The organism is Pseudomonas viridiflava, assembly GCF_001642795.1.
In the GTDB taxonomy this organism is placed as follows: Bacteria; Pseudomonadota; Gammaproteobacteria; order Pseudomonadales; family Pseudomonadaceae; genus Aquipseudomonas; species Aquipseudomonas viridiflava.
In genome coordinates this window covers 341,315-367,245 of sequence record NZ_LKEH01000043.1, presented here as the reverse complement: position 1 = coordinate 367,245, position 25,931 = coordinate 341,315, and the positions used below count along the sequence as shown (strand labels likewise).

At 59.7% G+C, this 25,931-nt stretch carries 24 protein-coding genes and 2 pseudogenes; 7 read left to right on the top strand and 19 right to left on the bottom strand.

Features of this window, described 5'->3' with window-relative positions; all coding sequences use genetic code 11:
- Positions 1-203 precede the first annotated feature (203 nt).
- Entirely contained in the window at positions 204-1,820 is a 1,617-nt protein-coding gene (locus AO065_RS21875) for an inorganic phosphate transporter (RefSeq protein WP_004882925.1), read from the bottom strand.
- 132 nt (positions 1,821-1,952) lie between these two features.
- Positions 1,953-2,972 carry a transporter gene (locus AO065_RS21870; RefSeq protein WP_004882924.1) on the bottom strand — a complete coding sequence of 340 codons (1,020 nt, stop codon included), beginning with the start codon at positions 2,970-2,972 and terminating at the stop codon, positions 1,953-1,955.
- Positions 2,973-3,151: 179 nt separating this feature from the next.
- Between AO065_RS21870 and AO065_RS21865 the strand changes: the two genes are divergently transcribed.
- A complete protein-coding gene (locus AO065_RS21865; protein WP_004882923.1) occupies positions 3,152-4,885 on the top strand; it encodes a type III effector HrpK domain-containing protein in 1,734 nt (577 codons plus the stop codon).
- On the opposite strand, the gene AO065_RS21860 is transcribed toward AO065_RS21865, so the two are convergent.
- The 3 genes from AO065_RS21860 to AO065_RS21850 form a co-directional block, all read right to left on the bottom strand.
- Positions 4,886-5,707 (bottom strand): aldo/keto reductase, encoded by an 822-nt coding sequence (locus tag AO065_RS21860; protein ID WP_004882922.1) that lies wholly within the window; start codon positions 5,705-5,707, stop codon positions 4,886-4,888. It abuts the gene before it with no gap.
- Positions 5,708-5,787: 80 nt separating this feature from the next.
- The gene (locus tag AO065_RS21855) at positions 5,788-7,419 is read right to left on the bottom strand and encodes a methyl-accepting chemotaxis protein (RefSeq protein WP_004882921.1); all 1,632 of its coding nucleotides are present in this window, start codon (positions 7,417-7,419) and stop codon (positions 5,788-5,790) included.
- A gap of 382 nt (positions 7,420-7,801) precedes the next feature.
- Positions 7,802-8,410 carry a TetR/AcrR family transcriptional regulator gene (locus AO065_RS21850; RefSeq protein ID WP_004882920.1) on the bottom strand — a complete coding sequence of 203 codons (609 nt, stop codon included), beginning with the start codon at positions 8,408-8,410 and terminating at the stop codon, positions 7,802-7,804.
- Between the two features lie 314 nt (positions 8,411-8,724).
- On the opposite strand from AO065_RS21850, the gene AO065_RS21845 reads away from it, so the two are divergent.
- Positions 8,725-9,093: an SMI1/KNR4 family protein gene (locus AO065_RS21845; RefSeq protein ID WP_004882919.1), complete on the top strand. Its 369-nt coding sequence runs from the start codon at positions 8,725-8,727 to the stop codon at positions 9,091-9,093.
- 41 nt (positions 9,094-9,134) lie between these two features.
- Here the strand turns inward: AO065_RS21845 and AO065_RS27125 are convergent, their stop codons facing one another.
- The 5 genes and pseudogenes from AO065_RS27125 to AO065_RS21830 all read right to left on the bottom strand — a co-directional run bounded on the left by AO065_RS27125 (position 9,135) and on the right by AO065_RS21830 (position 12,369).
- Complete coding sequence (locus AO065_RS27125; RefSeq protein ID WP_155500404.1) at positions 9,135-9,338, bottom strand: hypothetical protein; 204 nt, start codon at positions 9,336-9,338, stop codon at positions 9,135-9,137.
- Positions 9,339-9,402: 64 nt separating this feature from the next.
- Positions 9,403-10,335 carry an NADP-dependent oxidoreductase gene (locus AO065_RS21840; RefSeq protein ID WP_004882918.1) on the bottom strand — a complete coding sequence of 311 codons (933 nt, stop codon included), beginning with the start codon at positions 10,333-10,335 and terminating at the stop codon, positions 9,403-9,405.
- 167 nt (positions 10,336-10,502) lie between these two features.
- Positions 10,503-10,937, bottom strand: a pseudogene (locus tag AO065_RS27940) (methyl-accepting chemotaxis protein); the annotation flags it as partial.
- Positions 10,938-11,054: 117 nt separating this feature from the next.
- Positions 11,055-11,720, bottom strand: a pseudogene (locus tag AO065_RS27935) (PAS domain-containing protein); the annotation flags it as partial.
- Between the two features lie 211 nt (positions 11,721-11,931).
- Complete coding sequence (locus AO065_RS21830) at positions 11,932-12,369, bottom strand: hypothetical protein (RefSeq protein ID WP_004882916.1); 438 nt, start codon at positions 12,367-12,369, stop codon at positions 11,932-11,934.
- Positions 12,370-12,592: 223 nt separating this feature from the next.
- Between AO065_RS21830 and AO065_RS21825 the strand changes: the two genes are divergently transcribed.
- The 3 genes from AO065_RS21825 to AO065_RS21815 are packed head-to-tail and all read left to right on the top strand — an operon-like array spanning position 12,593 to position 14,939.
- Positions 12,593-13,600: a helix-turn-helix transcriptional regulator gene (locus AO065_RS21825; protein ID WP_004882915.1), complete on the top strand. Its 1,008-nt coding sequence runs from the start codon at positions 12,593-12,595 to the stop codon at positions 13,598-13,600.
- Positions 13,601-13,659: 59 nt separating this feature from the next.
- Entirely contained in the window at positions 13,660-14,151 is a 492-nt protein-coding gene (locus AO065_RS21820; RefSeq protein ID WP_004882914.1) for a (R)-mandelonitrile lyase, read from the top strand.
- Positions 14,148-14,939 carry a carboxymuconolactone decarboxylase family protein gene (locus tag AO065_RS21815; protein ID WP_004882913.1) on the top strand — a complete coding sequence of 264 codons (792 nt, stop codon included), beginning with the start codon at positions 14,148-14,150 and terminating at the stop codon, positions 14,937-14,939. Before AO065_RS21820 ends, AO065_RS21815 begins: the two co-directional genes overlap by 4 nt.
- An 8-nt stretch (positions 14,940-14,947) precedes the next feature.
- Here the strand turns inward: AO065_RS21815 and AO065_RS21810 are convergent, their stop codons facing one another.
- From AO065_RS21810 to AO065_RS21790, 5 genes are all read right to left on the bottom strand, one after another.
- Entirely contained in the window at positions 14,948-15,862 is a 915-nt protein-coding gene (locus tag AO065_RS21810; protein ID WP_004882912.1) for a LysR family transcriptional regulator, read from the bottom strand.
- Positions 15,863-15,889: 27 nt separating this feature from the next.
- Positions 15,890-18,100 (bottom strand): aldehyde oxidoreductase molybdenum-binding subunit PaoC, encoded by a 2,211-nt coding sequence (gene paoC, locus AO065_RS21805; protein WP_004882911.1) that lies wholly within the window; start codon positions 18,098-18,100, stop codon positions 15,890-15,892.
- 78 nt (positions 18,101-18,178) lie between these two features.
- On the bottom strand, positions 18,179-19,129 hold the full coding sequence (locus AO065_RS21800; protein WP_004882910.1) for an FAD binding domain-containing protein: 951 nt from the start codon (positions 19,127-19,129) through the stop codon (positions 18,179-18,181).
- Positions 19,126-19,791, bottom strand: a complete 666-nt coding sequence (paoA, locus tag AO065_RS21795; protein WP_004882907.1) for an aldehyde dehydrogenase iron-sulfur subunit PaoA — start codon at positions 19,789-19,791, stop codon at positions 19,126-19,128. The genes AO065_RS21800 and paoA overlap by 4 nt, the downstream gene beginning before the upstream one ends.
- A 153-nt stretch (positions 19,792-19,944) precedes the next feature.
- On the bottom strand, positions 19,945-20,547 hold the full coding sequence (locus AO065_RS21790; protein ID WP_004882905.1) for a TetR/AcrR family transcriptional regulator: 603 nt from the start codon (positions 20,545-20,547) through the stop codon (positions 19,945-19,947).
- Between the two features lie 94 nt (positions 20,548-20,641).
- Here AO065_RS21790 and AO065_RS21785 point away from each other — a divergent pair, with 94 nt between their 5' ends.
- Complete coding sequence (locus AO065_RS21785; RefSeq protein WP_004882904.1) at positions 20,642-21,394, top strand: SDR family oxidoreductase; 753 nt, start codon at positions 20,642-20,644, stop codon at positions 21,392-21,394.
- A gap of 84 nt (positions 21,395-21,478) precedes the next feature.
- On the opposite strand, the gene AO065_RS21780 is transcribed toward AO065_RS21785, so the two are convergent.
- Together AO065_RS21780 and AO065_RS21775 are read right to left on the bottom strand one after the other, a co-directional pair.
- Positions 21,479-22,771 (bottom strand): PQQ-dependent sugar dehydrogenase, encoded by a 1,293-nt coding sequence (locus AO065_RS21780; protein WP_004882903.1) that lies wholly within the window; start codon positions 22,769-22,771, stop codon positions 21,479-21,481.
- Entirely contained in the window at positions 22,768-23,196 is a 429-nt protein-coding gene (locus AO065_RS21775) for a DUF2231 domain-containing protein (RefSeq protein ID WP_004882902.1), read from the bottom strand. The genes AO065_RS21780 and AO065_RS21775 overlap by 4 nt, the downstream gene beginning before the upstream one ends.
- Before the next feature lie 577 nt (positions 23,197-23,773).
- Here AO065_RS21775 and AO065_RS21770 point away from each other — a divergent pair.
- Positions 23,774-24,352, top strand: coding sequence for a CGNR zinc finger domain-containing protein (locus AO065_RS21770; RefSeq protein WP_004882901.1), 579 nt, complete (start codon positions 23,774-23,776; stop codon positions 24,350-24,352).
- A gap of 7 nt (positions 24,353-24,359) precedes the next feature.
- On the opposite strand, the gene AO065_RS21765 is transcribed toward AO065_RS21770, so the two are convergent.
- The gene (locus AO065_RS21765) at positions 24,360-24,731 is read right to left on the bottom strand and encodes a hypothetical protein (protein WP_032651239.1); all 372 of its coding nucleotides are present in this window, start codon (positions 24,729-24,731) and stop codon (positions 24,360-24,362) included.
- A gap of 67 nt (positions 24,732-24,798) precedes the next feature.
- Positions 24,799-25,860, bottom strand: a complete 1,062-nt coding sequence (locus AO065_RS21760) for an SDR family oxidoreductase (protein ID WP_004882898.1) — start codon at positions 25,858-25,860, stop codon at positions 24,799-24,801.
- Positions 25,861-25,931 lie beyond the last annotated feature (71 nt).

The following is a 25,931-nucleotide window of genomic DNA, read 5'->3' as shown; positions in this document are numbered from 1 at the left end:
AGCGGGCTTTGCCTACTTTGGCCCCTCAAAGTAGGTCGCCGAGGGGCGAAAAGGTGACTGGAGCCATGCGCCCGGCTCACTGAATCCTCAGTCTGCGCCATTTGTGACGCGGAGCGTCACGGGATGCATGCCCACGCAGAGCAATGGGCACCATCAGTGGTGAGGCGGATTTATGTATATCAATGAGCGCGCCAGATGCTCATTCAAAATAAATGACTGAACACCCAGTACAATGACCCTGACAACAGAATCGCTGCAGGCAGTGTCAGCACCCAGGCCGTTGCCAGGTTACGCAAGGTGCGCATCTGCAATCCCGAGCCATTGGCGACCATCGAGCCCGCCACGCCGGAAGACAGTACATGGGTCGTTGAAACCGGCAGACCGTACATGTCCGCCGCACCGATGGTGAACATCGCCACCACTTCGGCCGAGGCGCCCTGGGCGTAGGTCAGGTGGGTCTTGCCGATCCGCTCGCCCACCGTCACCACGATCCGTTTCCAGCCAACCATGGTGCCCAGACCCAGCGCAATCGCGACCACGATCTTGACCCAGGTCGGAATGAAGCGCGTGGCGTCATCGATCTGTTTCTTGAAGGCTTCCAGCTTGGTCTGAGTGTCTGCGTCGAAGTTTCCGACCTTGTTCTTCTCCATCACACGGATGGTTTCCGAGGTCAGGTACATGTCGTTTCGCACGTTGGTGACCGCCTCGGCAGGTACTTTGGACAGCGAACCGTAGCTGCGCACTTCATTACCGATCTTGCCCGCCATTACCGCCAGCGCCGGGATGAGGTCAGGCGTCGCCTCCTTGCTGACCAGATAATCCGAGAGTGTCTGGCGCGAATCCGCCGGGGCAGGCAGCGGGGCGCTGCGTATCAGCGCCTGTTGCGTGACCTCGGCCACTGCCGCGAATTGCGTTGCCTGATCGGCAGGCATGGTGCGGTTCAGCGCATAGGCCATCGGCAGGGTGCCGACCAGAATCAGCATGATCAGGCCCATGCCTTTTTGCCCATCGTTGGAACCGTGGGCGAACGACACGCCGGTGCAGGTCACGATCAGCAGGCTGCGGATCCACCACGGAGGCGGGGCGTTGCCTTCCGGTGCCTTGTACAGCGCGCGGTTCTTGATGAACATGCGCATGGCCAGCAACAGCAGTGCGGCGCAGCCGAACCCCACCAGTGGCGAAAGCAGCAGTGAATAACCGATCTTGGTTGCCTGCGACCAGTCCACACCGCTGGTGCCGTCACGCCCGTGCATCAGCGCGTTGGCAATGCCGACGCCGATGATCGAGCCGATCAGCGTGTGCGAAGACGACGCGGGCAGCCCCAGCCACCAGGTGCCCAGGTTCCAGATGATCGCAGCAATCAGCAGGGCGAAGATCATCGCGAAACCGGCTGACGAGCCGGTTTGCAGAATAAGCTCTACAGGGAGCAGGGCAATGATGCCGAAGGCGACCGCGCCGCTGGACAGCATTACACCCAGAAAATTGAAGAACCCTGACCAGACCACGGCAAAGCCGGGCGGCAGTGAATGGGTGTAGATCACGGTGGCCACTGCGTTGGCCGTGTCGTGGAAGCCGTTGACGAACTCGAAGCCCAGCGCGATCAACAGTGCCACGCCCAGCAGAATGAAGGGCGTCCAGGTGGTAACCACCGTGCCCATGTCATCCACGTCCTGCTTGAGGCTGTAACCGGTGAACGCCAGCCCGGCGATGAGGATGGCGAAGAAAATCGTCATGGTCAGGCGACCGGGTTTGCGCCCGAACTGGGTTGCCGACAGGCTCGCCCCGCCAGGGGCGTCGGGGGAAAGTGCGCTGATAGCCATGTGTGCAGTACCTGATTGAAAGATTACTGCCATGGTCATTGCAAAATGTGACAGAGATGCGACACAGGTCAATTCATCGGCTATTCAGACAGGTTTCCTGATCACCGGCATCGTCATCTCACTGAAGAAGCGTCAGTAATCGCCACGCTTGCGAAAGGCCCAACGCCCCGCCACCAACGTGAAGGTCGCGACAAGAGCCACCAGAATCCAGAAGCCTTCCGGGTCAGTGGCAAGTGGTACGCCACCCACGTTCATGCCGAAGAAACCGGCGACGATGTTGATCGGCAGGGCCAGCACCGTCACGACGGTCAGGGTGAAGAGGGTGCGGCTGCTCTGCTCGTTGAGGTTGGCGGCGATCTCTTCCTGCAGCAGCTTGATGCGTTCGCCCAGTGCCGTCAGGTCGTTGATGACCAAGGACGATTCCTCGATGGACTGGCGCAGCGCCTGCACATCCTGCTCGCGCAGCCACTGTGGCGGGCGGTGCAACAGGCGCATCAGCGAGCCCGGCTCCAGCGCCAGAAGTCGTTGCAGGCGAACCAGTACCCTGCGCATGGCACCCAGCTCCGAGCGGTTGTTGCTCAGGCGCTGGGACAGCAATTGGTCTTCGATACGGTCGACATTGACGCTGGTCTTGCGCAGAAACTGGGTCAGCACTTCGCCCTGATCGCTGAGCAGGTGAGCCAGCAGCTCAAGCGGCGAGTCGAACTGCTCGCCGCGTTTGACGGACGAGCGCAGCTTGTCCACCGAACGTAATGGTTGCAGCCGGGCTGTGATCAGCAGGCGCTGGCGGGCGCAGACCCACAGCGTGGAAATGTCGGTCGAGAGCCGGTTGAAGTCGAACACCACATCGTTGACCACCGCCAGCAGCGTGGCGTCCACGTGCTCGATTCGGGTCGAGCGCGAGCCTTCGTGCAGGGCTTCGAAAAACTCTTCGGGCAGTTCCAGGTGGGTTTTCATCCAGCGTTCGCAGGCTGCATGGGAGAGATTGAGGTGCAGCCAGATGAAGTCATTGCTGCCGGTCGGATTCTGCAGGTAATCGAGCGCCGCGACCGAGCCGATTTCCTGACCGCTTTCACCGGGGCGAAAGCGGAAGCCGTACAGCAGACCGAACAGATCGGAGTCCTGATGATGGTGCGCGATGCTGTTGTTCATGGCAGTCCAGGTGCGGCCAAGCCCGGAAGGGCAGGCGAAGTGCGCATGATGACAAGCGGTTATTTCATATTTGTGACGACATGTTACTGCATCTTTCTTTTCTTGCGTCGCTGGAACCAGGCGCTTTTCGAGGCCACTCAGTGCCGATGCTGCTGTCTCTCCAACCTGCAGGTGCCCCCATGAGTGACCCGATCGCCCGCGCCCCCCGCGAAATGAGTATGCCCGATTTTCGTCCGCCAGCCGGGCCATTCAGCCCTGGCGGTGGAGTGCCAGAGGCGAACCAGAAGTCAGGATCGGCTGCATCGGGCGTCGAGTACGGCAACCCCGGCTCGCTCACTCAGTTGCTGAGCAGCAACGTCGCCCAAACCGACGGGGAGTCGTTGTTGAAACGTCTGCTGAGCGCCTTGAGCAGCCAGTTGGTAGGACAGAACACGCCGACGGTTCAGAGCGGCTACAAGGACATCGACCAGTCGGGCTTCAACTCGCCCAAGGCCCTGGGCAAGTGGGATGCATTGCTCGACGGTACGCCGCCTGCAGAAAGGGATCAGGCTGCGCGAGAGCTGAACCGGCCGATTGCCGTGGCCCGCATGATCGCCGAGGGCGGCCCTCAGGCGGACAAGGCCTGGGCATTTCTTGAGGCCAACCCCGACCTGAAAACCGCGATGGACACCGCTCAGGGCGGCAAGGCGGATGGCAAGATCACAAAAAAGGATGCCCGAACCTTTGCCCGCAACATGGAAAAACAAGTCGAGCGCGGCACTGACAGCCTGAATGATTACCGCAAGGACAATCCCGACGCCGGCCCGCAGTCCACCGAACTGGTCCGCTCCGCTGCCATGATGATGGCCTATGAACCGATCACCGCGGCCTCTGACCCGTCCAACGCTCAGGGTGCGCAATACCAGAAGAAGGTGAATGGACGGACCACGAGTGTCGGGCTGCAGGCCATGAGCGAGGAAAACCCTGGTCTTTCCGGTCTCGCCAGGAATGCCGCCACGACTTGGGCGCAGCCGGGCATGTTCGAGATGATGGATCAGGGCAATCGGCGCGGCAAAAAGCTGGCGACCCATGCGCCGGACGGGCTGATGGTCAAGAAAGACATTAGCGCCTGGATCAAGAACAAGGCGCCCACGGATGACGAAGGCTTTTCCCGGGTGATCTCGGATGCGGCAACGGTGGGTGCCGTGGCCAAGACCGACATCCGCAGCCTGGGCAAGGACGTGTTCGCCAATCCGCAGAATTACAGTGGCGAGCAAAAGTCGGCGGTTCTGGTGGAATTGCAGCAGGTGAGTGAATACGTGGTCGCCGGGCGATCGATTCGCGGCACCGAGGCCACTGAAACTGCGCTGGGCGAGAAGATCACCCAGTTGCAGAATGACCCGGATGTACAGGCGTTTCTGGCCGATAATGTCGAAAAACAGGCGCAGATGATTGTGGGCAGCGACCCGGCGCTGGCCAGCGTGGTTAACCAGACGGCAACTGCGAAATCTGCGTCCGGCGCAACCGGCATGTCCGCCGCGTTCGTGCCGGGCGGCAACAACAGAAATACCAACGACAAGAAAGAAGACGTGAAACTCGCCACCAGTGCCTTTCAGGAAGTGGCCGACATCGGCGACAAGATTGGCGTCAAGCGCGCCGGTTCACAGGCCGCAGTGGGTATTGGAGGACGGGTCGCAGCAGCGGTGGGCGGCCGGATTGTGGGCGCAATTGCCGGTCAGGCCGCCGGTGCTGCCGCCGCGTCAGCGATTGGCGCGGCGGCAGGCCCGGTGGGCTGGGTGGTCAGCGGTGCCATCGGGCTGGGGATGGGCATCTCGGAGATCGTCAGCTCGATCAAAGAGCGCAAGGAACGCAAGGCTTTCAGTCGGACCGTGAACCCGGTACTGGATCAGTTCGACATTCCCCGTCCCAAGTGATCAGACCATCGCCAGCGGCATCTTGCGGGTTGGCGTCGGCCAGGCCCGGTCGATATCGGCCAGGTCCTGCTCAGTCAACCTGATCTGCTCGGCTGCGACGTTCAAGCGAATGTGCTCGGGATTGGTCGCTTTCGGAATGGCGATCATGTTGTCCTGGCGCAGCACCCAGGCCAGCGATATCTGCGCAGGCGTGGCGCTGTGGCGACTGGCGATTTCATGCAGGGCAGGGTGGTACAGCAGATCACCCGCCTGACCGATCGGGCAGTACGCCATCAGCGGCAAGTGACGATTGGCGCTCCACAGCATCAGGTCGAACTCGATGCCACGCTGCTCCGGGTTGTACAGCACCTGATTGGTGGCGCAACGCGGGTTGTCCAGCTCGATCATGTCCGGCACATCGAAATTGGAAACACCCCAGGCACCGATCTTGCCTTCCTCGCGCAGACGTTCGAACGCTTCGACGGTCTCGGTCAGCGGGTACTGGCCCGGCCAGTGCAGCAGATAAAGATCGATGTAATCGGTATTCATCCGGCGCAGGCTGGCTTCGCAGGCCTTTGGAATTCCGGTACGGCTGGCGTTGTGTGGATAGACCTTGCTGACGACGAACACCTTGTCGCGTTGCCCGGCAATGGCTTGCCCGACGATTTCCTCGGCGCCGCCGTCGGCATACATTTCAGCGGTGTCGATCAGGGTCAGGCCCTGTTCGATGCCGCGACACAGCCCGGCAATCTCGGCCGAGCGTAAATGACCTTTTTCACCCATGTGCCAGGTGCCTTGACCCAGCACTGGCACGGTTCTGCCTGCCAATTCCAGTGTGCGCATGTGACCCCCTGCAGTTAGTGAACAGGTCTCAGGCAACGGGGTCTGCTGGAGGTTCCCACGCAGACCTTCCAACCGATCAATTACACGCGGAATTGCTTCAGCAGGTCGTTCAACTGCTCACTCAACCTTCTCAGGTGCTGGCTGGCCGTGGTGGACTGTTCGGCGGCCAGCGCGGTGCTCTGCGACAGTTGCGCAGCCTGGGTGACGTTCTGGTTGATGTCATCGACCACGTGGGATTGTTGCAGCGTGGCGCTGGCGATGGAGGCGTTCAGGCCGTTGAGGTTGCGCAACGCCTGGCTGATCGAGCTCAGGCTCTGGCCCGCCTGATTGGCCTGTTCGATGGTCAGCTGCGAGGAGCGACTGCTGTCGCCGATGACCTTGACTGCCGCGTCCGAGTGCCGCTGCAGACGTTCGATCATCGCCTGGATTTCGGCTGTGGATTTCTGGGTCCGTTGCGCCAGCAGGCGTACTTCATCCGCTACCACCGCAAACCCGCGACCCTGTTCCCCGGCACGTGCCGCTTCGATCGCCGCGTTGAGGGCCAGCAGGTTGGTCTGTTCGGCAATCGAGCTGATCACTTCCAGCACACCGCCAATCTGGGTGCTCTCGCTGGACAGCGTGTGCATGACTTCCACCGCCTGGCCGATCGTGCCCGAGAGGTGTTCGATCTGGCGCAGGCTGTTATCGATGTTGACCTGACCCTGTTGCGCCTGGGATTCGGCATTGCGCATTTCACTGGCAGCGTGTTCGGCATTCTTGGCCACGTTCTGCACGCCGTAGGTCACTTCGTTGACAGCGGTGGCCACCAGATCCATCTGCTCCGATTGCTGCTGGCTGCGGTTCTGCGCCTGTTCGGCGTTGCTGCCCAGATCGGTGGATGCCTGGCCAAGTGCCACGGCAGAGTTCTGCAACTGGCCTACCACGTTGCGCAGTTTGGCGATGAAGGCGTTGAAATGAGTACCCAGTTCAGTGATCTCGTCGCTGCCATGGGTTTCCAGGGTGCGGGTCAGATCGCTTTCGCCGCTGGCAATGTTGCCCATCGCGCTGACGGCCGCTCTGAGAGGGCGAACGATGCTGCGCACGATCAGTGTCAGCATCAGAACCATGACCACTACGATGCCTGCGATGAAGATCCCGGCGTTCCACATCTGCGCCTTGAACTCTGCGGCCACATCGTCCACGTATACGCCGGAGCCGAGGATCCAGCCCCAGGGCTGAAACAGTTGGACGTAAGAAGTCTTTTTTACCGGATCGGTGGCGCCGGGCTTGGGCCAGCGATAGTTGACCAGACCGGCGCCCTTGCTTTTGACGACGGTGACCATTTCGTTGAACACCGCGAAACCGTCCGGGTCCCGGATGGCCGATAGGTTCTGGCCTTCGAGCTTGGGATTGGTCGGGTGCATGATCATCACGGGCTGCAGGTCGTTGATCCAGAAATAGTCATTCTGGCTGTAGCGCAACCCTTTGATTTCCTTCAAGGCCTGCTGCTGGGCGGCCTCGCGAGGCATGGTGCCAGCCGCTTCCAGACCCTGATAGTAGGCAAGAATGCCACTGGCGGTCTGGACCACATGCATGGTCTTCTCGGCCTTGGCCTGATACAGATCGTCGTGAATCTGCTTGAGCAGGGTGGCTGCGAGGATAAAGAGCATCAGCACAGAAACGATAAGAATCAGCCACAACCGACGGCTGATGGAAAGACTGCGCATATTCATGATCTCGACCCCATACGTTATTTTTTCTTTTTCTTCTTTGCAGCTGACAGACCGACCGGCGCTAACGCCTGATATCAGGGCCTCTCCAGCTTCTCGGCGCATCATGACCAAACATGAGATGAGCGTCACATTTATTTGCAGGGTTACGGAACTATTTGAGCACCATAGCGAAAGGCTTACACCAACAGGCGTCATTGGCTCTATCGGATGCCCCTGAGTGAATGTAGGATCCAATTCAACAACTGCAGCGAAGGAACGGTGCAGCGATCACGGAGGATCGGCCATTGCCAGGAGGCTACTGACAGGATGTCGGGATGGACATGTGCAGGAACGACCCGCTTCGGCGGGTTTTTTGCGTTTTGGGGAAAGCGTTTTCGCAGCGCTACCTGTCTGGCTCACAGCCCTTGAGCACCAGACGCAGGATGGTCCGGGTCGCCGCCTCGTAATCGCTGTCTTCCAGCACGGCCTTGCCGGTCACGGTTGCGATCTGCCAGTCGAAATCGGCGTACGTCTGGGTCGCTGCCCAGATCGTGAACATCAGATGGTGCGGGTCGAGCGGGGCAATCTGTCCGCTGTCGATCCACGCCTGAATGCATTCGATGTTGTGGCGGGCCTGTCCGTTGAGCTGTTCGATCTGCTCCGGCGTCAGGTGCGGCGCGCCGTGCATGATCTCGCTGGCAAACACCTTCGACGCAAACGGCAGGTCCCGGGAAATCTGGATCTTGGCGCGAATGTAGCGGCTAAGTACTTCGGCCGGCACACCTTCGGGATTGAAGGGCGTGGAGGCACGCAAGATCGGCTCGATGATGCTTTCCAGCACCTCGCGGTAAAGATTTTCCTTGGACTTGAAGTAGTAATAGACGTTGGGCTTGGGGACACCGGCCTTGGCGGCAATATCGCTGGTCTTGCTGGCAGCGAAGCCCTTGTCGGCAAATTCCTCGCTGGCGGCGCGCAGGATGAGTTCTTTATTGCGCTCGCGAATGCTGCTCATGAACCGGATATTCCCTTGCCTGCATGGCGGTCGCGCATGGTAGCACCGGGTTTGTGAGAGGCTCAATATTGGTGGGAGGCGCCACCACGTCTTCGACGTAGCGGCGTCGCGCAGCAAAAACCGAGCTGTGGGAGGCGGCTTGCCGGCGATTTGTCGGGAATCGGGAGCAAGGCCTGCGCATGCAGTGTGTCAGATAGAACCTTGGGGCCGCCACGCAGCCCATCGCTGCCGTCGTAACCTCCGATAGCTCCCACGCCCTCCATGCAGTTCTTGCTAAGCTGGTGGAGTGTAATTTTCAGGAAGGTACTTTCAATTTGATCACTGACCCGTTTCGTGTACCCACCGATGCTGAAATCGCCAAGGCCGAGCGCAGCTTGAATTTTCCTTTTCCTGCCGCTTACATAGATTTTCTCAAGAGCGGCAGCGACGTTGCGAATGCCAGTTTCGAACCGGCCGTTATCCTTCCCGGTTCCAGTCATGTCGACCTGTTCGAGATTGCCCACGCGGCATGGAATCAATTCAAGCTTCCGAAAAAATGGCTGCCCTTTATTGAAGACAATGGCGACTATTTCTGTGTTTCACAGAAAGGTGAAGTCAAATACTGGTCTCACAACGGGCCTACCAATGAGAAATGGCCGGATTTCTCGTCCTGGTTCGAGCAGGTCTGCGTGCGGTGTGAGTGAGCATTTGCAGCCCTATAGCGAAAGACTTACACGCGCAGACGTCATTGGCTCTTTGCACTGACCTCAAGCATAGGTAGGATCCAATTCAACAGCTGCAGCGAAGGAACGGTGCAGCGATCAGGGAGGATCGACCATTGCCAGGAGGCTACTGACAGGATGTCGGGATGGTCATGTTTCGCAAAACGACCCGCTTCGGCGGGTTTTTTGCGTTTTGAGGCATCTGTTCTGGCGACGCTGCCTGTCATGATCATCTCCCTCGAAAGACGCGTTGGGCAGCGACGAGGCGATGCTCGCCGCCGCCTCCGACCGTCAGGTGCCTTCGTGAACCCGTAACAGGACCTTGCCATGTACATGCTCATTGGCAAGGTAATCCAGCGCTTCCCTGGCGTGCTCCAACGCAAACGTCTGCGCGATCACGACCGAGACCTCGCCAGCGTCAACATAACCGGCCATCTCGGCAAGCTCCTGGCCGCGAGGATCGGCGATGAAACGTGTTCCGGTTTTACCGGCCGCCTGCGGATGATTGGCGTCGGGCATTTCCAGTGTCGAGACCAGCCGTCCGCCTTCGCCTAGTACCTGCCATGAACGCGACTGGGTCTCGCCACCGATCAGGTCTATCACCAGATCAAAATCTTTGCAGATGTCTTCGAAGCGTTCGGCCTTGTAATCAATGGCGCGATCCACCCCCAGCGACTCGAGAAACTGCAGGCCCTCGGCCGAAGCGGTTGCGTACACCTCGGCGCCTTTGACCTTGGCAAACTGAACCGCCAGATGCCCGACGCCGCCGCTGCCGCCGTGTATCAGCACCTTGTGGCCCTGTTCGATGTGCCCGTGCTCGACCAGTGCCTGCCAGGCTGTGTGGCCCGCCAAGGGCAGGCCCGCCGCGGTCTGCCAGTCCAGTGCGTCGGGAATGCGCGCCAGATGCTCGGCGGGTACGCGGGCGTATTCAGCGTAGCCACCGTCTGCCCCGATCATGCCGAATACACGGTCACCCTCATTGAGCTCCAGCACACCGTCGCCTGTCTGCACGACCACCCCGGCCACTTCACGGCCAAGGGTCAGCGGCAGGCGATCTTCTTTGACTTCGGGGTACTCACCTTCACGTATCTTGTAATCGACCGGGTTGATGCCGGCCATGATGACTTTCACCAGCACTTCGCCCGGTTGCGCCTGGGGTCTTTCCACCTCCTGCACCGACATCTCATCAGGGCCGCCAAACGCTGCAATTCTGATGGCTTTCATTATTAATCACCTCGTTGATTCAATGATCAGATGAGGGTGTAGAAAAGACACGTGCCTGGTGGTTTAGTCGGATCCGGGCATCATCGACGAACGGTGGTGAATGGCTGCGTCCCAGTGCGATGCCTCAGGCCCGGTATCGTCGATGCACGACTGCCTGACGTCTGCTCTCAGGGCGTAATGGCGCCAGCTTTGTTGGCAACTGCACTGACTGCCATCACCGCACTCTGTGTGCCTTCTCGCACGCCTGCCATTGCATCGCCTGCCGCATTGGCCAGCTGGACCCCGCGTTCTGCCGCGCCCTTGGACAGGTTGATGCTGTCCACTGCCGTGCGCGTCTCCTGAAGGATCACGGCAATCATCTTGGCGATTTCCGTGGTGGATTGGCTCGTACGACTCGCCAGTTGCCGTACTTCGTCGGCCACCACCGCAAACCCCCGTCCTTGCTCACCCGCACGCGCGGCTTCGATGGCGGCATTGAGTGCCAGCAGGTTGGTTTGGTCAGCAATGTTCTTTATCGTGTTGACGATCTTGGTGATATGTTCGGAGCGGTTTCCCAACTGGGCGACGAGTTGTGCGGAATGTTCGATGCTCTGCGAGATTTTCTGCATCTCGCTGACGGTGTCGTTGATGATCGTCGACCCCGATTCCACCAGCGTCTCGGTCCTTCTGCTGATCAGATAGGCCTGGGATGCGCCTTGGGACTCTTTCTCCGCTTTCTGCACACGGATGGTGACGTCGCTGGCGAATTTGACCACTTTGTAAAGTTCGCCGTCGGCGTTGAAGACTGGGGTGTAAGAAGCTTCCAGCCAGACGGTGTTGCCTTTTTTGTCGAGCCGCTTGTAAAGACCACTTGAAAAACGACCCGTCCGCAGTCTGTCCCAAAAATCTGTGTATTGAGGGCTGTCGACAAAGTCCCGGTCGCAGAACAGCCGATGATGCTTGCCGTTCAGGTCGCTGGCCGAATATCCCATAACTTTGAGGAAGTTTTCATTGGCTTCGAGAATGTTTCCCTGTGGATCGAATTCAATCATTGCCGTCGCCAGACTCAGCGCATTCATGATACTGCGAGCCTTCAGTGCCTGCGAAACGGTGCTGGAGATATCAATGCCGTAGAAGATGACACCGTCGATCAATCCCTTTTCGTCGCGCAGCGGCGTATAGCTGCCCTCGAACCAGACAGAAACTCCTGTTTTTGCCACTCTTCTGAATGTGCCGAAAATACACTTACCAAGTGCGAACGCCTCTCGAAATCCAGTGCAAGGTTGGTTTCGAACATGAAAGTCAGCTTCGCTCATGCTCACGACCTGTTCGACCGTGCAGGCCAGTGCACCTGCGAACTTTTCATTGGCGTGAGTGATAAAACCGTTGATGTCGATCCTTGCCATCGCCATGGTCTGGTTAATGGCCTGTGCAATGATTTCCCGGCCGGCTGCATCTTCAGGCGAGGGGGTGACCTTATTCTTGTTTTTCTTCATTAAAAACATGGTGCTCTCCGGCATAAATAGACTGAGTGATAAAACGATCGCTATTAAAAGACATGGCCACTGGTAGACCGCGTCAAGTGCATGTCCTGCAATCGTGCAACAGAAAAAAGTGTCAGGTGATAGCCGCGTTCACGAGTTCATGATCCAGCCGATTGAGCACGGCGATGCACTCCTGCAGCCTGGCTTGACGCTGTGTGTCCACCGCGATGTTTTCCGATCCCGACAGTTCGTCGAGTTGCTGTAGGGTCAATCGGATCGAGGCCCTTGCACTTTGAATCACCAGCGTCAGGTTGAGCCTCACCTTGTCTTTCAGAGCTTCCAGTGAAGTCAGGAATCGCCTCAGATCACGCCTTGCAATCAGTGCGGGCAGGTCTTGATCGTGCCTGCTCAGGGTTTCGATGGTTTGGGCTACGGACTGGCTGATCAACGAAAACCGGTTTTCCAGGGTGCGAACTGAAAAGAGGATAGCGCTGACTTCATTGATGATCTGGTCAGTAAACTGTCGGTATCGAATAGCAGCCTCATCGTCATAACAAGTGGACTTCATCATGAACGGCTCCAGTCATCAGTTAGTGGCCTTCTGATATTTACGCTATCCCGACGCCCTGTAAGACGCTATCCCTGGGAACAATTAAACCCGCGCTTTTCTTGAAAGCGTGCGCTTTTTTTGATGTCGGACTTTCGTTACAGCGGTCACATGATCGGGATGGTTTTCTGTCAGAGTTTCCGGCGTACACTGACGCGGGTCGAGAACGCAGGGGTCATGTGGGTAAGTGGATACGTATTATTTAACCGGGCTTGAAATTCGGGACGTCGAAAGAGCCTCCGAGCACTTCCAGCTTTATGACAATTTTATGTCAATCAGTCCCGGCGAACAGGGCCGCTTCGATTACTGCAAACGTGTCTGCCTGCTGGGCAACTCCTTTGTTGCCAACTCGCTGAGTCAGTCTGGCTGGGGTTACCAAACGACCAATGTCATGGATGGTTTTCTGATGACCATTCCTCACGCAGGTTCGCTCAACTGGCAGACACGGACAGGCCGTTATAAAGTTGCACCCGGCTCGATAGCGTTAGTGGATCAGCGGGAGGTGTTCCAGGCCGCGTATGCGCCTGGCGTGCGCTACACCACCCTTTATTTTGCCCATTCAGACATGCTCAAGTACCTGACGTTACTCATCGGTGCCCCTCCTAAAACACGGATCTATTTCAGTCGGGGCGCCGCCAGTGCCGCACAGATCACTATCATTCTGAGGTTGGTGGATACGCTGTTCGAGGTAATGACCCACTCGCGAACGCCATTGATCAATGTGGCAAACAGTTTGAAGGAAAGTCTGATCGGTTTCGTGTTGTCCAATTTCGACAATAATTACAGCCGGGCGATGACAGGCACGTCGGCCAACACCACACCCACGCCGCATTCGATAAAGCTGGCAATGGATTTCATGGAGCACAACACCGATCCTCATCTGACGGTCGGAGAAGTGGCGGTGCACGCCGGTCTCAGCGTGCGTTCATTACAGTCCGGGTTCAAACGCTACAGGAACACCACGCCTATCGCTTTTCTCAGGTCGGTACGGATAAACAAGGCGCGGCGTCTATTATCCGTTTCAAGTAACAATCAAAGCCCCAGACAGGTCGCCGAACTGTGCGGGTTCACCAACTATCACGTCTTCTGCAAGTACTACCTTGAAGCCTTCTTTGAGCACCCCAGCGTGACGTGCGGCAGAAACCGGCTGATTGATGAGTGCGGCTCATCGGTTCATGAGACAGGGGGCCGGTAGTCGCATGGTGGGCTGTCCACTAACGTAGGTATCGATTACCCGTTAGCAGGAGCTTACCGATGAGAACACTCGCAGCGTTATCGACCCTGGCCTCGATCCTGATGTCACCGTTGAGCGCAAACGCCGCCGATGCGTCCAGCGGGTCGGCCATGAATATTGTCCGCAACGGCGAGCAGGCGTCCGTCGCGGGCGCACCGGCAACGTTTGTCGGTGCAGCCCGTATCGATCCGTTGTTTCCCGCAAGCGCACCTTCACGCGTATCCGCCGCCTACGTGACGTTCCAGCCAGGCGCTCGATCCATGTGGCACACCCATCCGCTGGGACAGAATCTGGTCGTGACCGCGGGTACGGGCTGGATACAGCAGGAGGGTGGCGAGAAGCAGGTGATCCGGCCGGGCGATGTGATCTGGACACCGCCGGGTGTCAAGCACTGGCATGGGGCGACGTCCACCACCGGCATGACGCACATGGCCATTCAGGAAGCGCAGGACGGTAAGAACGTCGAATGGCTGGAGCCGGTCACGGATGCGCAGTACGAGGCGAAACGATGACGGTCGGCAAACTGATGCTCTCGACCTTTACCGTTCTGCTCACCGCCTGTGCCGCCACTGACAAAGGACTTTCCAACATGAATTTACCTGCAGTTCCCACGCCCGACGACGCACGCGCCGTGTCTCCGGCGCTGGCCCATAATACCGACGTATTGCTGCTGGGCGAGGTCTGGAAACGCCCTGGTCTGTCCCCGCGTGACAGAAGCCTGGTGACCGTGGCCGTGCTGATCTCGCGAGGTCAGACGGTCGAGATGGCGTACCACTTCAATAGGGCGCTGGACAATGGCGTAACGCCGTTGGAGCTTTCGGAAACCATCAATCATCTGGCGTATTACTCGGGCTGGGGTAATGCCAAGGCGACACTTCTGATCGCGAAGGATGTGTTTGCTGCTCGCAACATCGGTGCCGATCAACTGGCTCCGGTCTCGCCGACCCGGTTGCCGCTCGACGAGGCCACCGAACAGGCGCGTGTCGCGCAGGTGGACAAGAACGTCGGTTCAGTGGCCCTTGGACTTGTCGAATACACCACCAGGGCGCTGTTTCGCGACCTATGGCTGCGGCCGGGTCTGGCGCCCAGGGACCGCAGCCTGATTACCGTCAGCTCGCTGGTCGCCAACGGGCAGGTTGCACAGGTGACCTTTCACCTCAATCGCGCCATGGACAACGGCCTGAAGCAGAGCGAAGCCTCTGAAATGCTCACGCAACTGGCGTTTTATGCCGGCTGGCCGAACACGTTCTCGGCGGTGCCGGTGTTCAAGGACGTATTCAGCAAGCGTCAGGAAGGTTAGGGGCAGCGTCAGGGCAGGGCGCCCATGGGCTGCAGCTCGCGGATCAGTTCGATCAGCAGACGCAGTCCGACGGGCACCTGCCTGAAGCTGGAGTAATAAGCGTGAAAACCCGGATCCACATGCGTCCAGTCTTCCAGTACGCGCTGCAATGAACCGGCCGCGATGTAGGGCTCGACGATGGCAGCCGGCACGTACATCAGCCCCGCGCCACGGGTGACCAACGCAACGCCGATACGTGTCTCATCGATCGTGACAGTGCCCGGCACCTCAACCTCCAGTGCCTGGCCATCCTTCATGAACTGCCAGTCGTAAAGCCGGGCATTGCCCAGACGAATGCGCAGGCAGCGGTGTTGCTTCAAGTCTTCGGGATGCGTCGGTGTGCCGAAACGCTGCAGGTAATCGGGCGTGCCGACCACCGCCCAGGCAATGTCGGGCGACAACCGCTGGGCAATCATGTCTTCCGGGACGGTGCCGCCAAACCGGATGCCCGCGTCATGCCCATCGCCGATCACATCGACCATCTTGTTGGTCACGGTCAGGTCGATTTCGATGTCCGGGTAGCGTTCGATGAACACCGGCAGGACCGGCCCCAGCAGCAATTCGGCCCCATCGCTCAGGACATTCAGGCGGATACGTCCGGCAGGTTCGTCACGTAGCCGATTCAGGGCTTCCAGCGCCTGCCCGATATCATGCACCGGGGTACTGATCAGTCCCTGCAGTTCTTCGCCTGCCACCGTCAGCGTCACGCTGCGGGTGGTGCGGTTGAGCAGACGCACACCCAGTCGTGCCTCAAGCCCCTTCATTGCATGACTGAGGGCCGAGGCACTGATGCCGACTTCAAGGCCCGCCCGGCTGAAGCTCTGATGTCGCGCAATGGCGAGGAAATAGACGATGTCTGCCAGATTTGCGCGGCTCAGTTGCATTCAGCACTCCATGGGCGAGGTAAGGGATCAGACGATTTCGGGCAAATGATCGATGAGTTTGTCCAGGGTGATCGGGTAGTCCCGAACCCTCACGCCGGTCGCGTTGTAGATGGCATTGGCAATCGCTGCGGCAGCGCCGGAAATGCCCAGCTCGCCCACACCCTTGGCTTTCAGCGGCGTTGCGTACACGTCGACTTCATCGAGAAAGATCACCTCCTGATGCGGGATATCGGCATGCACCGGTACTTCGTAGCCCGCCAGGTCGTGGTTGACGAAGAATCCCAGTCGGTGGTCCACAACCATATCTTCCATCAATGCAGCACCTGCGCCCATGGTCATCCCGCCGATGATCTGGCTGCGGGCCGTCTTGGGGTTCAGAATTCTGCCCGCTGCACACACCGCCAGCTGGCGGCGAATCCGTACCTCGCCTGTCGCCGCGTTGACGCCGACTTCGACGAAGTGCGCGCCGAAGGTCTGCTGAGCGTAGTCCTTGGCCAAGGTGCCGTATTCCATGAAGTCCTCGGCTTGAATTTCGCCCTGCGCCGCAGCCTGAGCCAGAGGCAGGCGCGTGTCGCCTTCGCGCACTTCACCCTCGGCAAATTCGGCTTTCTGCGGATCGAGTCCCAGTGTGCGGGCCACAGCTTCGCGAAGCTTGACGCAGGCGGCATAGACGCCCGCCGTCGATGAGGCAGCGCCCCATTGGCCGCCCGAGCCGGACGATTCCGGAAACCGTGAATCGCCCAGCTGCACGACCACGCGGTCCAGGTCCACGCCCATCATCTCCGCTGCCGTCTGGGCGATGATGGTGTAGGTGCCTGTTCCGATGTCGGTCATGTCGGTCTCGACCTTCACGATACCCTGACGATCGAGCCGGACGCGGGCGGCTGATTTGGTGGTCGGCGCGCCCCTGATCGCCGACGCCACGCCGATGCCGATCAGCCAGCCGTCGTGCACTTCCTTGCCCGGCACAGGGTTGCGCTTGTTCCAGCCGAAGTGCTCGGCACCGGTGTTCAGGCACTCGACAAGCTGGCGTTTGGAGAAGGGCCGCGTGGGCTGTTCGGGATCGACCTGAGTGTCGTTCATGACCCGAAACTTCACCGGATCGATGCCGAGCTTATCCGCCAGCTCGTCCATGGCGATTTCCAGCGCCATCATCCCCGGCGCTTCGCCCGGCGCACGCATGGCGCTGCCTTCAGCCAGATCCAGCACGGACAGATTCAGGCGAGTCATCCGGTTGGCGCCCGCATACAGCCCGCGGGTCGATGCGGTAGCCGCTTCGGGCCTGCCGCCTGGCAGGTTGCCGGACCAGCTTTCATGGCCTATTGCAGTGAGGGTGCCGTCCTTGTCCGCCCCGATGCGGATTCGCTGAATGGTCGCCGGTCGGTGGGTCAGGTTGTTGAACATCAGCGGGCGGGGCAGGGTGACCTTGACAGGGCGTCTGGCCTCGCGTGCGGCCAGCGACGCCAGCACCGCGTCACACAGAATGGTGCCCTTGCCACCAAAACCGCCGCCGATGTAGGGCGAAATCATGTGGATGTCTTCCTTGCGAATACCCAGCGTTTTCGCCAGGTCCCGCACACCCCAGTTCATTTGCTGGATGGAGGTCCAGAGCGTCAGTTTGCTGCCGTTCCATTGGGCGATGGTGGCGTGGGGCTCCATCATGGCGTGGGCATGGTCGGGCGTGGAATAACGCTCATCGACCGTAAATGCGGCTGCGCTGAATGCCGCCTCGAAATCGCCGATGCGGGTCTGTGCTGGCGGCCCGAAACCAGAGGGCGGTGGCGGCTTGGCTGAGTCCAGCGTCGCCGCCAATTCGAACGAGCCGGGTTCGCGAACGTAGTACACCCGAAGCAGTGCGGACGCGGCACGCGCCTGCTCAAAGGTCTCTGCGACCACGACGGCAACGGCCTGATGGTAGTGATCCACCTGAGGGCCAGCCAGTGCGCGGTCGACGTAAAACTCACCCCGGTCGAGCTTGCCGGCGTTTTCGTGAGTGACGATGGCGATCACGCCGGATGCCTTGCGCGCCTCGCTCGAATCAATCGAGGAAATCCGCCCTTTGCCGATGGCTGCTCCGACCACGTAGCCGTAAGCCGGATTGCTCACGGCCGCATTCTGCTCGTAAGCGTAGGTCGCGGTTCCGGTGGTCTTCAGCTTGCCGTCGATGCGGTCCGCAGGCTTGCCGATGACCTTGAGCTGATCGATGGGATTGGTGCTGGCAGGCGTATCGAATTTCATGGTCAGGTTTCCTGATCAAACGGACTGACGTCCAGCCGCTTATGCGGGCTGACGCTGCTGGCTTAAGAACGGGTTGGCTTACGCAGAAGCTTGCGTCAGTGCCAGGCCGATCGTGCGTTCCGCGAGTTTCACCTTGAAGGCGTTTTGCGGCGTCGGCTGTGCGTTGGCCAGCAACCGGGCTGACACGGCGCGTGCGCCCTGCGGCAGGAGTACATCGGCCTCTTCACTGCGCCAAGGCGTGTAGGCCACGCCACCCAGCGCGATCTGACCGGTCTTGTCCGGCTGGACAATCGCCGCCACCGAGATCAGGGCAAACGCGTAGGACGCCCTGTCACGTACCTTGTAGTAAATGTGCCTGCCACCCACCGGTTTTGGCAGCGTGACGGCGGTGATCAGCTCTCCCGGCATCAGTGTGTTTTCCAGATGAGGCGTGTCGCCCGGTGCCTTGTACAGTGCCTCGACCGGAAAGCGGCGAACCTGGCCGTCAGCGCCGAGGGTTTCCACGTGGGCACCCAGTACACGCATGCCCACCGCCATGTCGCTCGGATGGCTGGCGATGCAGGACGTGCTGACGCCAATGATTGCCTGCTGGCGACTGACCCCGCCCAGTGCCGCACAACCGGCACCGGGGCGACGTTTGTTGCAAGGCTGGTTCGTGTCGTAAAAGTAGGCGCAGCGTGTGCGTTGCAGCAGGTTGCCTGCAGTGGTCGCCTTGTTGCGCAATTGCCCGGAAGCGCCTGCCAGCAGTGATCGTGAGAGCACGCCATAGTCACGGCGGACCTCGGGCGCTGCGGCCAGATCCGTATTGCGCACCAGCGCGCCGATCCTCAGTCCGCCGTCAGCGGTTTTGGTGATAGTGTCAAAGCCCAACCCATTGACGTCGATCAGGTGCTGCGGTGTTTCGATCTCCAGTTTCATCAAGTCCAGCAGGTTGGTGCCGCCTGCGATGAATTTCGCGCCGGGCTGTCTGGCCGCCGCTGCGACCGCCTGTTCCGCCGAGGTCACGCGCTCGTAGGTGAATGACTTCATGCCGACGCTCCCGCGACTTCCTCAATCGCCTCAATGATGTTGGAGTAGGCGCCGCAACGGCAGATATTGCCGCTCATGCGCTCGCGCATCTCCGCAGTGGAAGCGATCAGCGGGGCGCTCAGGTCCTGGGTGACATGGCTCGGGATGCCAGCCTTGATTTCATCGAGCATGGCGACAGCGGAACAGATCTGGCCGGGCGTGCAATAGCCGCACTGGTAGCCGTCATGCTTCACGAACGCCGATTGCATCGGATGCAGACGTTCAGGGGTGCCAAGGCCTTCGATGGTGGTAATGGTGTCGCCTTCATGCATGACGGCCAGCGTCAGGCAGGCGTTGATCCTGCGCCCCTCGACGATCACCGTGCAGGCCCCGCATTGACCATGGTCACAGCCTTTCTTCGTGCCGGTCAGGTGCAGGCGCTCGCGCAAAACATCCAGAAGCGTGGCGCGATTGTCGACGTCCAGGCAGTAGCGTCTGCCGTTGAGCGTGAACGCTACGTGGCTGCTGGCGGGCGCGTCTGCTGACCTTGCAGAGGTGTCTTGAGCCGCTTGCGCGAACTCGGTCGATGCCAACGCTGCTGTCACGGCCGATCCTGCCGTACCGATCAGAACCTGTCGCCGCGACAGTCTGAGCCCGTCGCCGGATGGAGTTCGAGGATTCATCAACATCTCCTTTTTGCGCGTGTATTGGCTGCAGCCACCTTCTTGGTTGGGTTGGAAAAGCCGCCCATGCTGTGAACATGAGGCTATGGGATAGAGCGGCGGTTGATAATGCCCATATCCAGAATGCACTTGTGAACAGTGCTCATGAATGCCTCAGGCGTCTTTCTCGCCGAGGCTGCGGGGGCTTCCCGCGCACAGTCCGATCATCACGAAGTCCATCAGGCGGGCGAGACGCGGGCGCCAGTCGCACTGCGAGTCTCGCTGTGAGTCGATCTGCCAGATGCCGGCAATCGCCAGGAAGAAGTCATCGGTCGTGATTCCGGCGCGAATCGTACCGGCCGCTTCGTTGGCTTTCAGCAGAAGCTCGGCGGCGTTCTGCACCGGCGCGTACCCCGACTTGCCTGGAAACTCCCGCGTGGCGGCAGCCTGGCGGATGGCGGTCGCAAGCCCTGCCTTGGTCATCGCGTATTCGGCAAGGCTGTTCATCCAGTCGCTCAGGGCCTGCTCGGGTGGTCGGTCGGTCAGATACTGTTCCGCCAGCGCTGCCACTTGCTGCATCTCGAACTGATAGACCTCGAACACCAGGTCCTCGCGGCTTGCGAAGTGCCGATAGAACGTGCCTTGGCCGACGCCTGCCTTTTTCGCGATCACGCTCAGTGCAACCGCAGGGTCGAGCGTCAGTTCGGCCACGGCGACCTTCAATATGCGTTCCCGGTTTTTTCTGGCGTCGGAACGCATTGACGTGTCGTCACTCATGGACAATCCCTTTCTTCGTATTGCAAAGCGGACAACTGTCCGGTAGTTTGCTAAAGCGGACATTTGTCCGCTTATGGCGATGACGGAGTTTACTATGAACGGTACAGGTAACACGATTCTGGTCACAGGCAGTACGTCAGGCATCGGCCTGGGTCTGGCGCTTCGGCTGCACAAGGCGGGCAACAAGGTCATCGTTGCCGGGCGACGCAAAGAGATTCTCGACGACATTACCTCGCAACATCCCGGCATCGATTCGGTGGTACTGGACGTGAGCAGTCCCGAGTCGATTCAACAGGCAACCGATGCGCTTGCAAGCAGCCATCCGGACCTCAACGTGCTGATCAACAGCGCAGGCATCATGCACTGGGAAGACCTGACCGACCCTGCGTACCTCGGCACGGCCGAAGACATCGTGACCACCAACCTGCTCGGCACGATTCGCATGGTGTATGCACTGACGCCCCGGCTGCTCAAGCAACCTCACGCCACCATCATCAACGTCAGCTCGGCATTAGCCTTCGTACCGCTGCCAGCAACCGCGACCTACAGTGCAACCAAGGCGGCCGTTCACTCGTTCACGCAGAGCCTGCGTGTGCAACTGGCGGACTCTTCTGTTGAGGTCATTGAGCTGGCGCCACCGGGCGTGCGCACGTCGCTGCTCGGTCAGGAAAATGACGAACGTGCCATGCCGCTGGAAGAGTTTCTGGATGAGATATTCGGTCTGCTCGAGATCAAGCCGACGCCATCCGAGCTGGTTGTCGAGCGAGCCAAGGGGCTGCGGTTTGCCGAGGCGAACGGGTCGTTCGATGAGGTGTTGACGATGCTTGCGGGCATCAAGCCGCATTGATCTTAGTGACAGGCGAGGGGAGGTTCTTGTGAACGGTGACAGTCTTCGAGCCGCTTGAACTCAAGCGGCCCGAAGCGTTGAGGGTTACTGGTTACGCGTCACTCGCCACACGGTGTTGGCCAGGTCGTCCGCAATGATCAGCGCACCTTTCGGGTCGACCGTCACACCGACCGGGCGGCCTCGGGTCTTGCCATCGTCGCCACGGAAACCCGTTGCGAAGTCCAGCGGTTCGCCCGAAGGCTTGCCATTGCTGAACGGTACGAAAATCACTTTGTAGCCGACCGGATTGTCGCGGTTCCAGCTGCCGTGTTCGCCAACAAAAACGCCATTGGCAAACTTGTCGCCCATTTCCGGGATGGAGAAATCCACGCCCAGTGCGGCTACGTGCGAGCCAAGGCTATAGTCCGGTTTGATCGCGGCGGCGACTTTCTCCGGATTTTGCGGCTGGGCGCGGGTATCGACATTCTGGCCCCAGTAGCTGTAAGGCCAGCCATAGAAACCGCCTTCTTTCACCGAACTCAGATAGTCCGGCACCAGATCCGGACCCAGTTCGTCACGCTCGTTGACCACGGCCCACAACTGCCCGGTTTCAGGCTGGATGGTCAGCGCTGTCGGGTTGCGAATGCCGGTGGCGTAAGGCTTGTGCGCGCCAGTCGCGGCATCGATCTGCCACACCATCGCACGATCAATCTCGACCTCCATGCCGCGCTCGGTGACATTGCTGTTGGAGCCGATGCCGACGTACAGGAAGCGGCCATCCGGGCTGACGGTCAGCGCCTTGGTCCAGTGATGGTTGATGGCCGAAGGCAGGTCGGTGACTTTGGTCGGCGCGCCGCTGGCCTGGGTCTGTCCTTCCTGATAATCGAAACGCACCAGTGCGTCCTGATTGGCCACGTACAACTTGCCATCGGCAAACGCGAGGCCGTAAGGCGCGTTGAGGTTTTCGGCGAACACGGTCTTGGTTTCGTAAGTACCGTCGCCGTCAGCGTCACGCAGCAATGTCAGGCGGTTGCCGCCTTTGACCTTGGTGTTGCCCTCGGCCTTGATCACGCTGGCGATGACATCCTTCGGCTTGAGCTTGGCAGCGCTGCCACCGCGGCCTTCGGCCACGATAATGTCACCGTTGGGCAGGACCAGCGTCTGGCGTGGAATGCGCAAGTCGGTCGCAATCGCGGTGATCTTGAATCCTTCAGGTACGGTCGGCTTCTGGTCGCCCCAGGCCACGGGCTCGGCAATCTTCATGCTCGGCAGCAGGCCGCGTTGCGGTTCCGGCAGTTTAGGGTCCGGGCCGCGCGCCTGAGTGCTGTCCGGCTCACCGCCACAGGCGCTCAGAAGCAGCGCCATGCTCAAGGCTGTCAGTGCGATTTGAGGTCTCATTGCTCATCTCCCGAACGCAGGTTGGTCAGTCCGATCCACGCGGCCACGACAGCCAGCAGGGTCACGATGACTGAAAGCACCAGGCCCGACGGCATGACGGCCCAGGCGTCCTTGGCGTGCTCGAACGCGTTGACCAGCCCCAGCACCCAAGTGATCAGCAACAGCAGGAAATACAGCACCGGACGCCCGGCCTTGTGCTCTGCACGGACCAGATTCACCAGCGCGAACAACAGCGCAAAACCACAGAACACCAGCGCCCCGGCGATCAGCCAGGCGGCGAAATTGGCCCACTGGATCTGGAAGGTCTGGTAGTAGGCAATGTCACTCAACAACGCCCCGAGAAACAACGGCACGGTCCCGGCCAGCAGGATCGCGTGAAGCGGGCCTGGTGTCCTTCGGTAAGCGGGATGGGCGGTAATGGTCATAGCGGCTCCTTATCGTTCAGCGATGCCCGGCCAGGTCACGGCACGAATTTACCGGCCGCCGGGGTCGCGTTGACTGCGCATAGGAAAGGATCGTGCCGCCAAAGCGATAGTTCAGTGAGTTTTCATGTCGAAATGTGTTGAAGGATCAATGGCACCGGAAATGGGTGGCAGCCTCGTGGTAGAGCGGTTGGTTGATATTGAAGGATGAAGCGATATCCGTTACGCCGCTTTCCAGCAGCGAACACCCGCCTGTTGGAGGCGGCTTGCCGGCGATCTGCCGGGAGCCGGCAGCAAAACCTGCACGCGCGGTGTGTCAGATGCAATCTGGGGCCGCCGCGCAGCCCATCGCTGCCGTCGTAACCTGCGAGAACTCCCACGCCCTTTGGGCAGAAGCAGACGGGCGTGCATTTTCAGTAAATGACAAAGAGTTTGATTGGACACAGCTTGTGCCTGTTGGCCATGCGGCATTTTTTGAAGTGTTGGAACGGCCACCCAAGACAGGATGAACTGTGCTTTGGTAACTATTCAAATAGAATTTATAGGTTACAATAGCCGCCAGAATTTCAGGAGTACTGTAATGACCACCTCCAGCTCGACCGCCCAGCTTCCGGCCCCTTTGATACTCGCCGACCACCCTGCGCTGGACCTGCTCAACACCCGAATGATGGTTGATGGGCAGCGCCGCGATCTGCTGACCAGTCACGCGTCGGCGACTCAATGGCTTGAACAGGTTGGTCTGGGAAGTGATGCGTTTGATGAGCGCTTGCTCGACGAGCTGCGAGAACTGCGCGAGAGCATCGAGCAGCTTGTTCAGGCGCGTCTGGAGAACAGCGTTGCGGATCCGTCACGGTTGAATGCCTTTCTGCTCAGGGCTGTTCCGCAGTTGGTGTGGGAGCCGTCAAAGGCGCCTGAGCTGGACCGTTTCTCTCAGCCGAATGCCACGGATCGTGTTGTAGCCGAGATCGCTTTCGGGGCCGCGCAATTGCTGGCTGAAGGGGACTCATCGCTGCTGCGCAAGTGTGAAAGTCATGAGTGTTCGCTCATGTTTTACGACCGCACCAAATCGCACAAACGGCGCTGGTGCAGCATGGCGCTGTGCGGCAATCGTCACAAGGTGGCCGAGTTTCGCAAGCGCAAGCAGGAAGCGAAAGGTTAGGTTGCGTTCAAGGTTTGCAGAGGTTGCCCGCTATCGTATCCAGCTCGCGGTCATAGCTGGCGCGCTCTCCGGCACTGAGAAACCCTTGGGTCTTCACGAAACCTGCGCTGTCGGAGCGGATTTTCTCGATGCGGTTGTACAACTGGTCAGCCTGCTTTTGCGGCAGATGTCCCGCTCTGTACAGGCTACCGATGTCAGCCTGCAAAACGCTGGATCGAGTGGAGATGTGCGCTTCGTTTCTGTCGGTGATCGAGCCGCCGGTCCTGCCTTCAAGTGCACGCTGCTCGACAAGGTTGCAGCCTGACAAGATCGGTGCGGGTTGAGCCGCAACGGCGCTCAGGCTCAGGGTCGCAAAGGCTGCGGCTACAAGCATTCTCATGAGGGTTACCTGTCAATGCGTGGGACCGGCCGGGTCATCCCGGCCGGCTCCGATTATGCGCGATGATTCAAGGAATCAAACGCTCGCGACGCAGTTTTTCAAACACTTCGAAAAACGCATCATCGCTTGCCTTGAACGCTGTGAAGCCCAGTTTGCGGCTTTTCGACATGTCGGTGACGACTTCAATCGGACGACCCAGGTCGGCATCGGTGTGCCACGGTGAGATCAGGCGATTGATATCGCCTTCCTTGAGCTGGTGTTTGGTGACGATGTCGGTCCATGCCTTCTGGTCACTAGCCATCTGCTCTTCCAGCGGCGCGGGCTGCGCAGGGAAGTCAGCTGCCTGCAGGCCGAAGTAATCGGCGATCTGGCCCCACATCCAGCTCCAGCGGAACACGTCACCGTTGGTGATGTTGAACGCCTGATTGGCTGCTTCAGGCGTTGTCGCTGCCCACAACTGTTGCTGAGCGAGCTGGCGGGCGTCGGTCATGTCGGTCAGGCTGTCCCACTGAACGCGCGAGCCTGGGAACACGAACGGACGGCCTGTGGCCTTGCAGATGGTCGCGTAGACGGCGAGGGTGGTCGCCATGTTCATCGCGTTGCCGACTGCCACACCGGTCACGGTATGCGGACGATGCACGCTCCAGGTGAAGCCGTCTTTTTCGGCAGCGGCGTAGACCTCATCTTCCTGCGCGTAATAGAAGTTCTCGATATCGAGGCGCGGCTGGGTTTCCCTGAACGGTGTCTGGGGCAGCGTGCCTTTGCCATAGGCTTCGAACGGGCCGAGGTAGTGTTTGAGGCCGGTCACCAGCGCCACGTGCTGCACGCTTTTGGCCGGGCGGACTGCGTCCAGCACGTTACGCACCATGGCTGCGTTGACGCGGATGTTCTCGGCTTCGGTGGCCTGACGCGACCAGGTGGTGATGAATACGTGAGTCGGCTTGAGGTCTTTCAGTGCTGCGTTCAGCGACGCCGGATCCTGAAGGTCGGCAGCCACCGGAATCACGCCGGGCACGGAAGAAGGGCTACGGGAGAGGGCGGCAACCTGCCAATTGTTTTCCAGCAACAATTGCGTGATTGCGCTGCCGACAATGCCACTTGCGCCAACAACCAGAGCGGTCTGGGTCATGGGGTTTCTCCTGTGAATGAATGATCAGTCATGGAGGTTCTGAACCACTTTGTACCAGACGGTTCAATTTG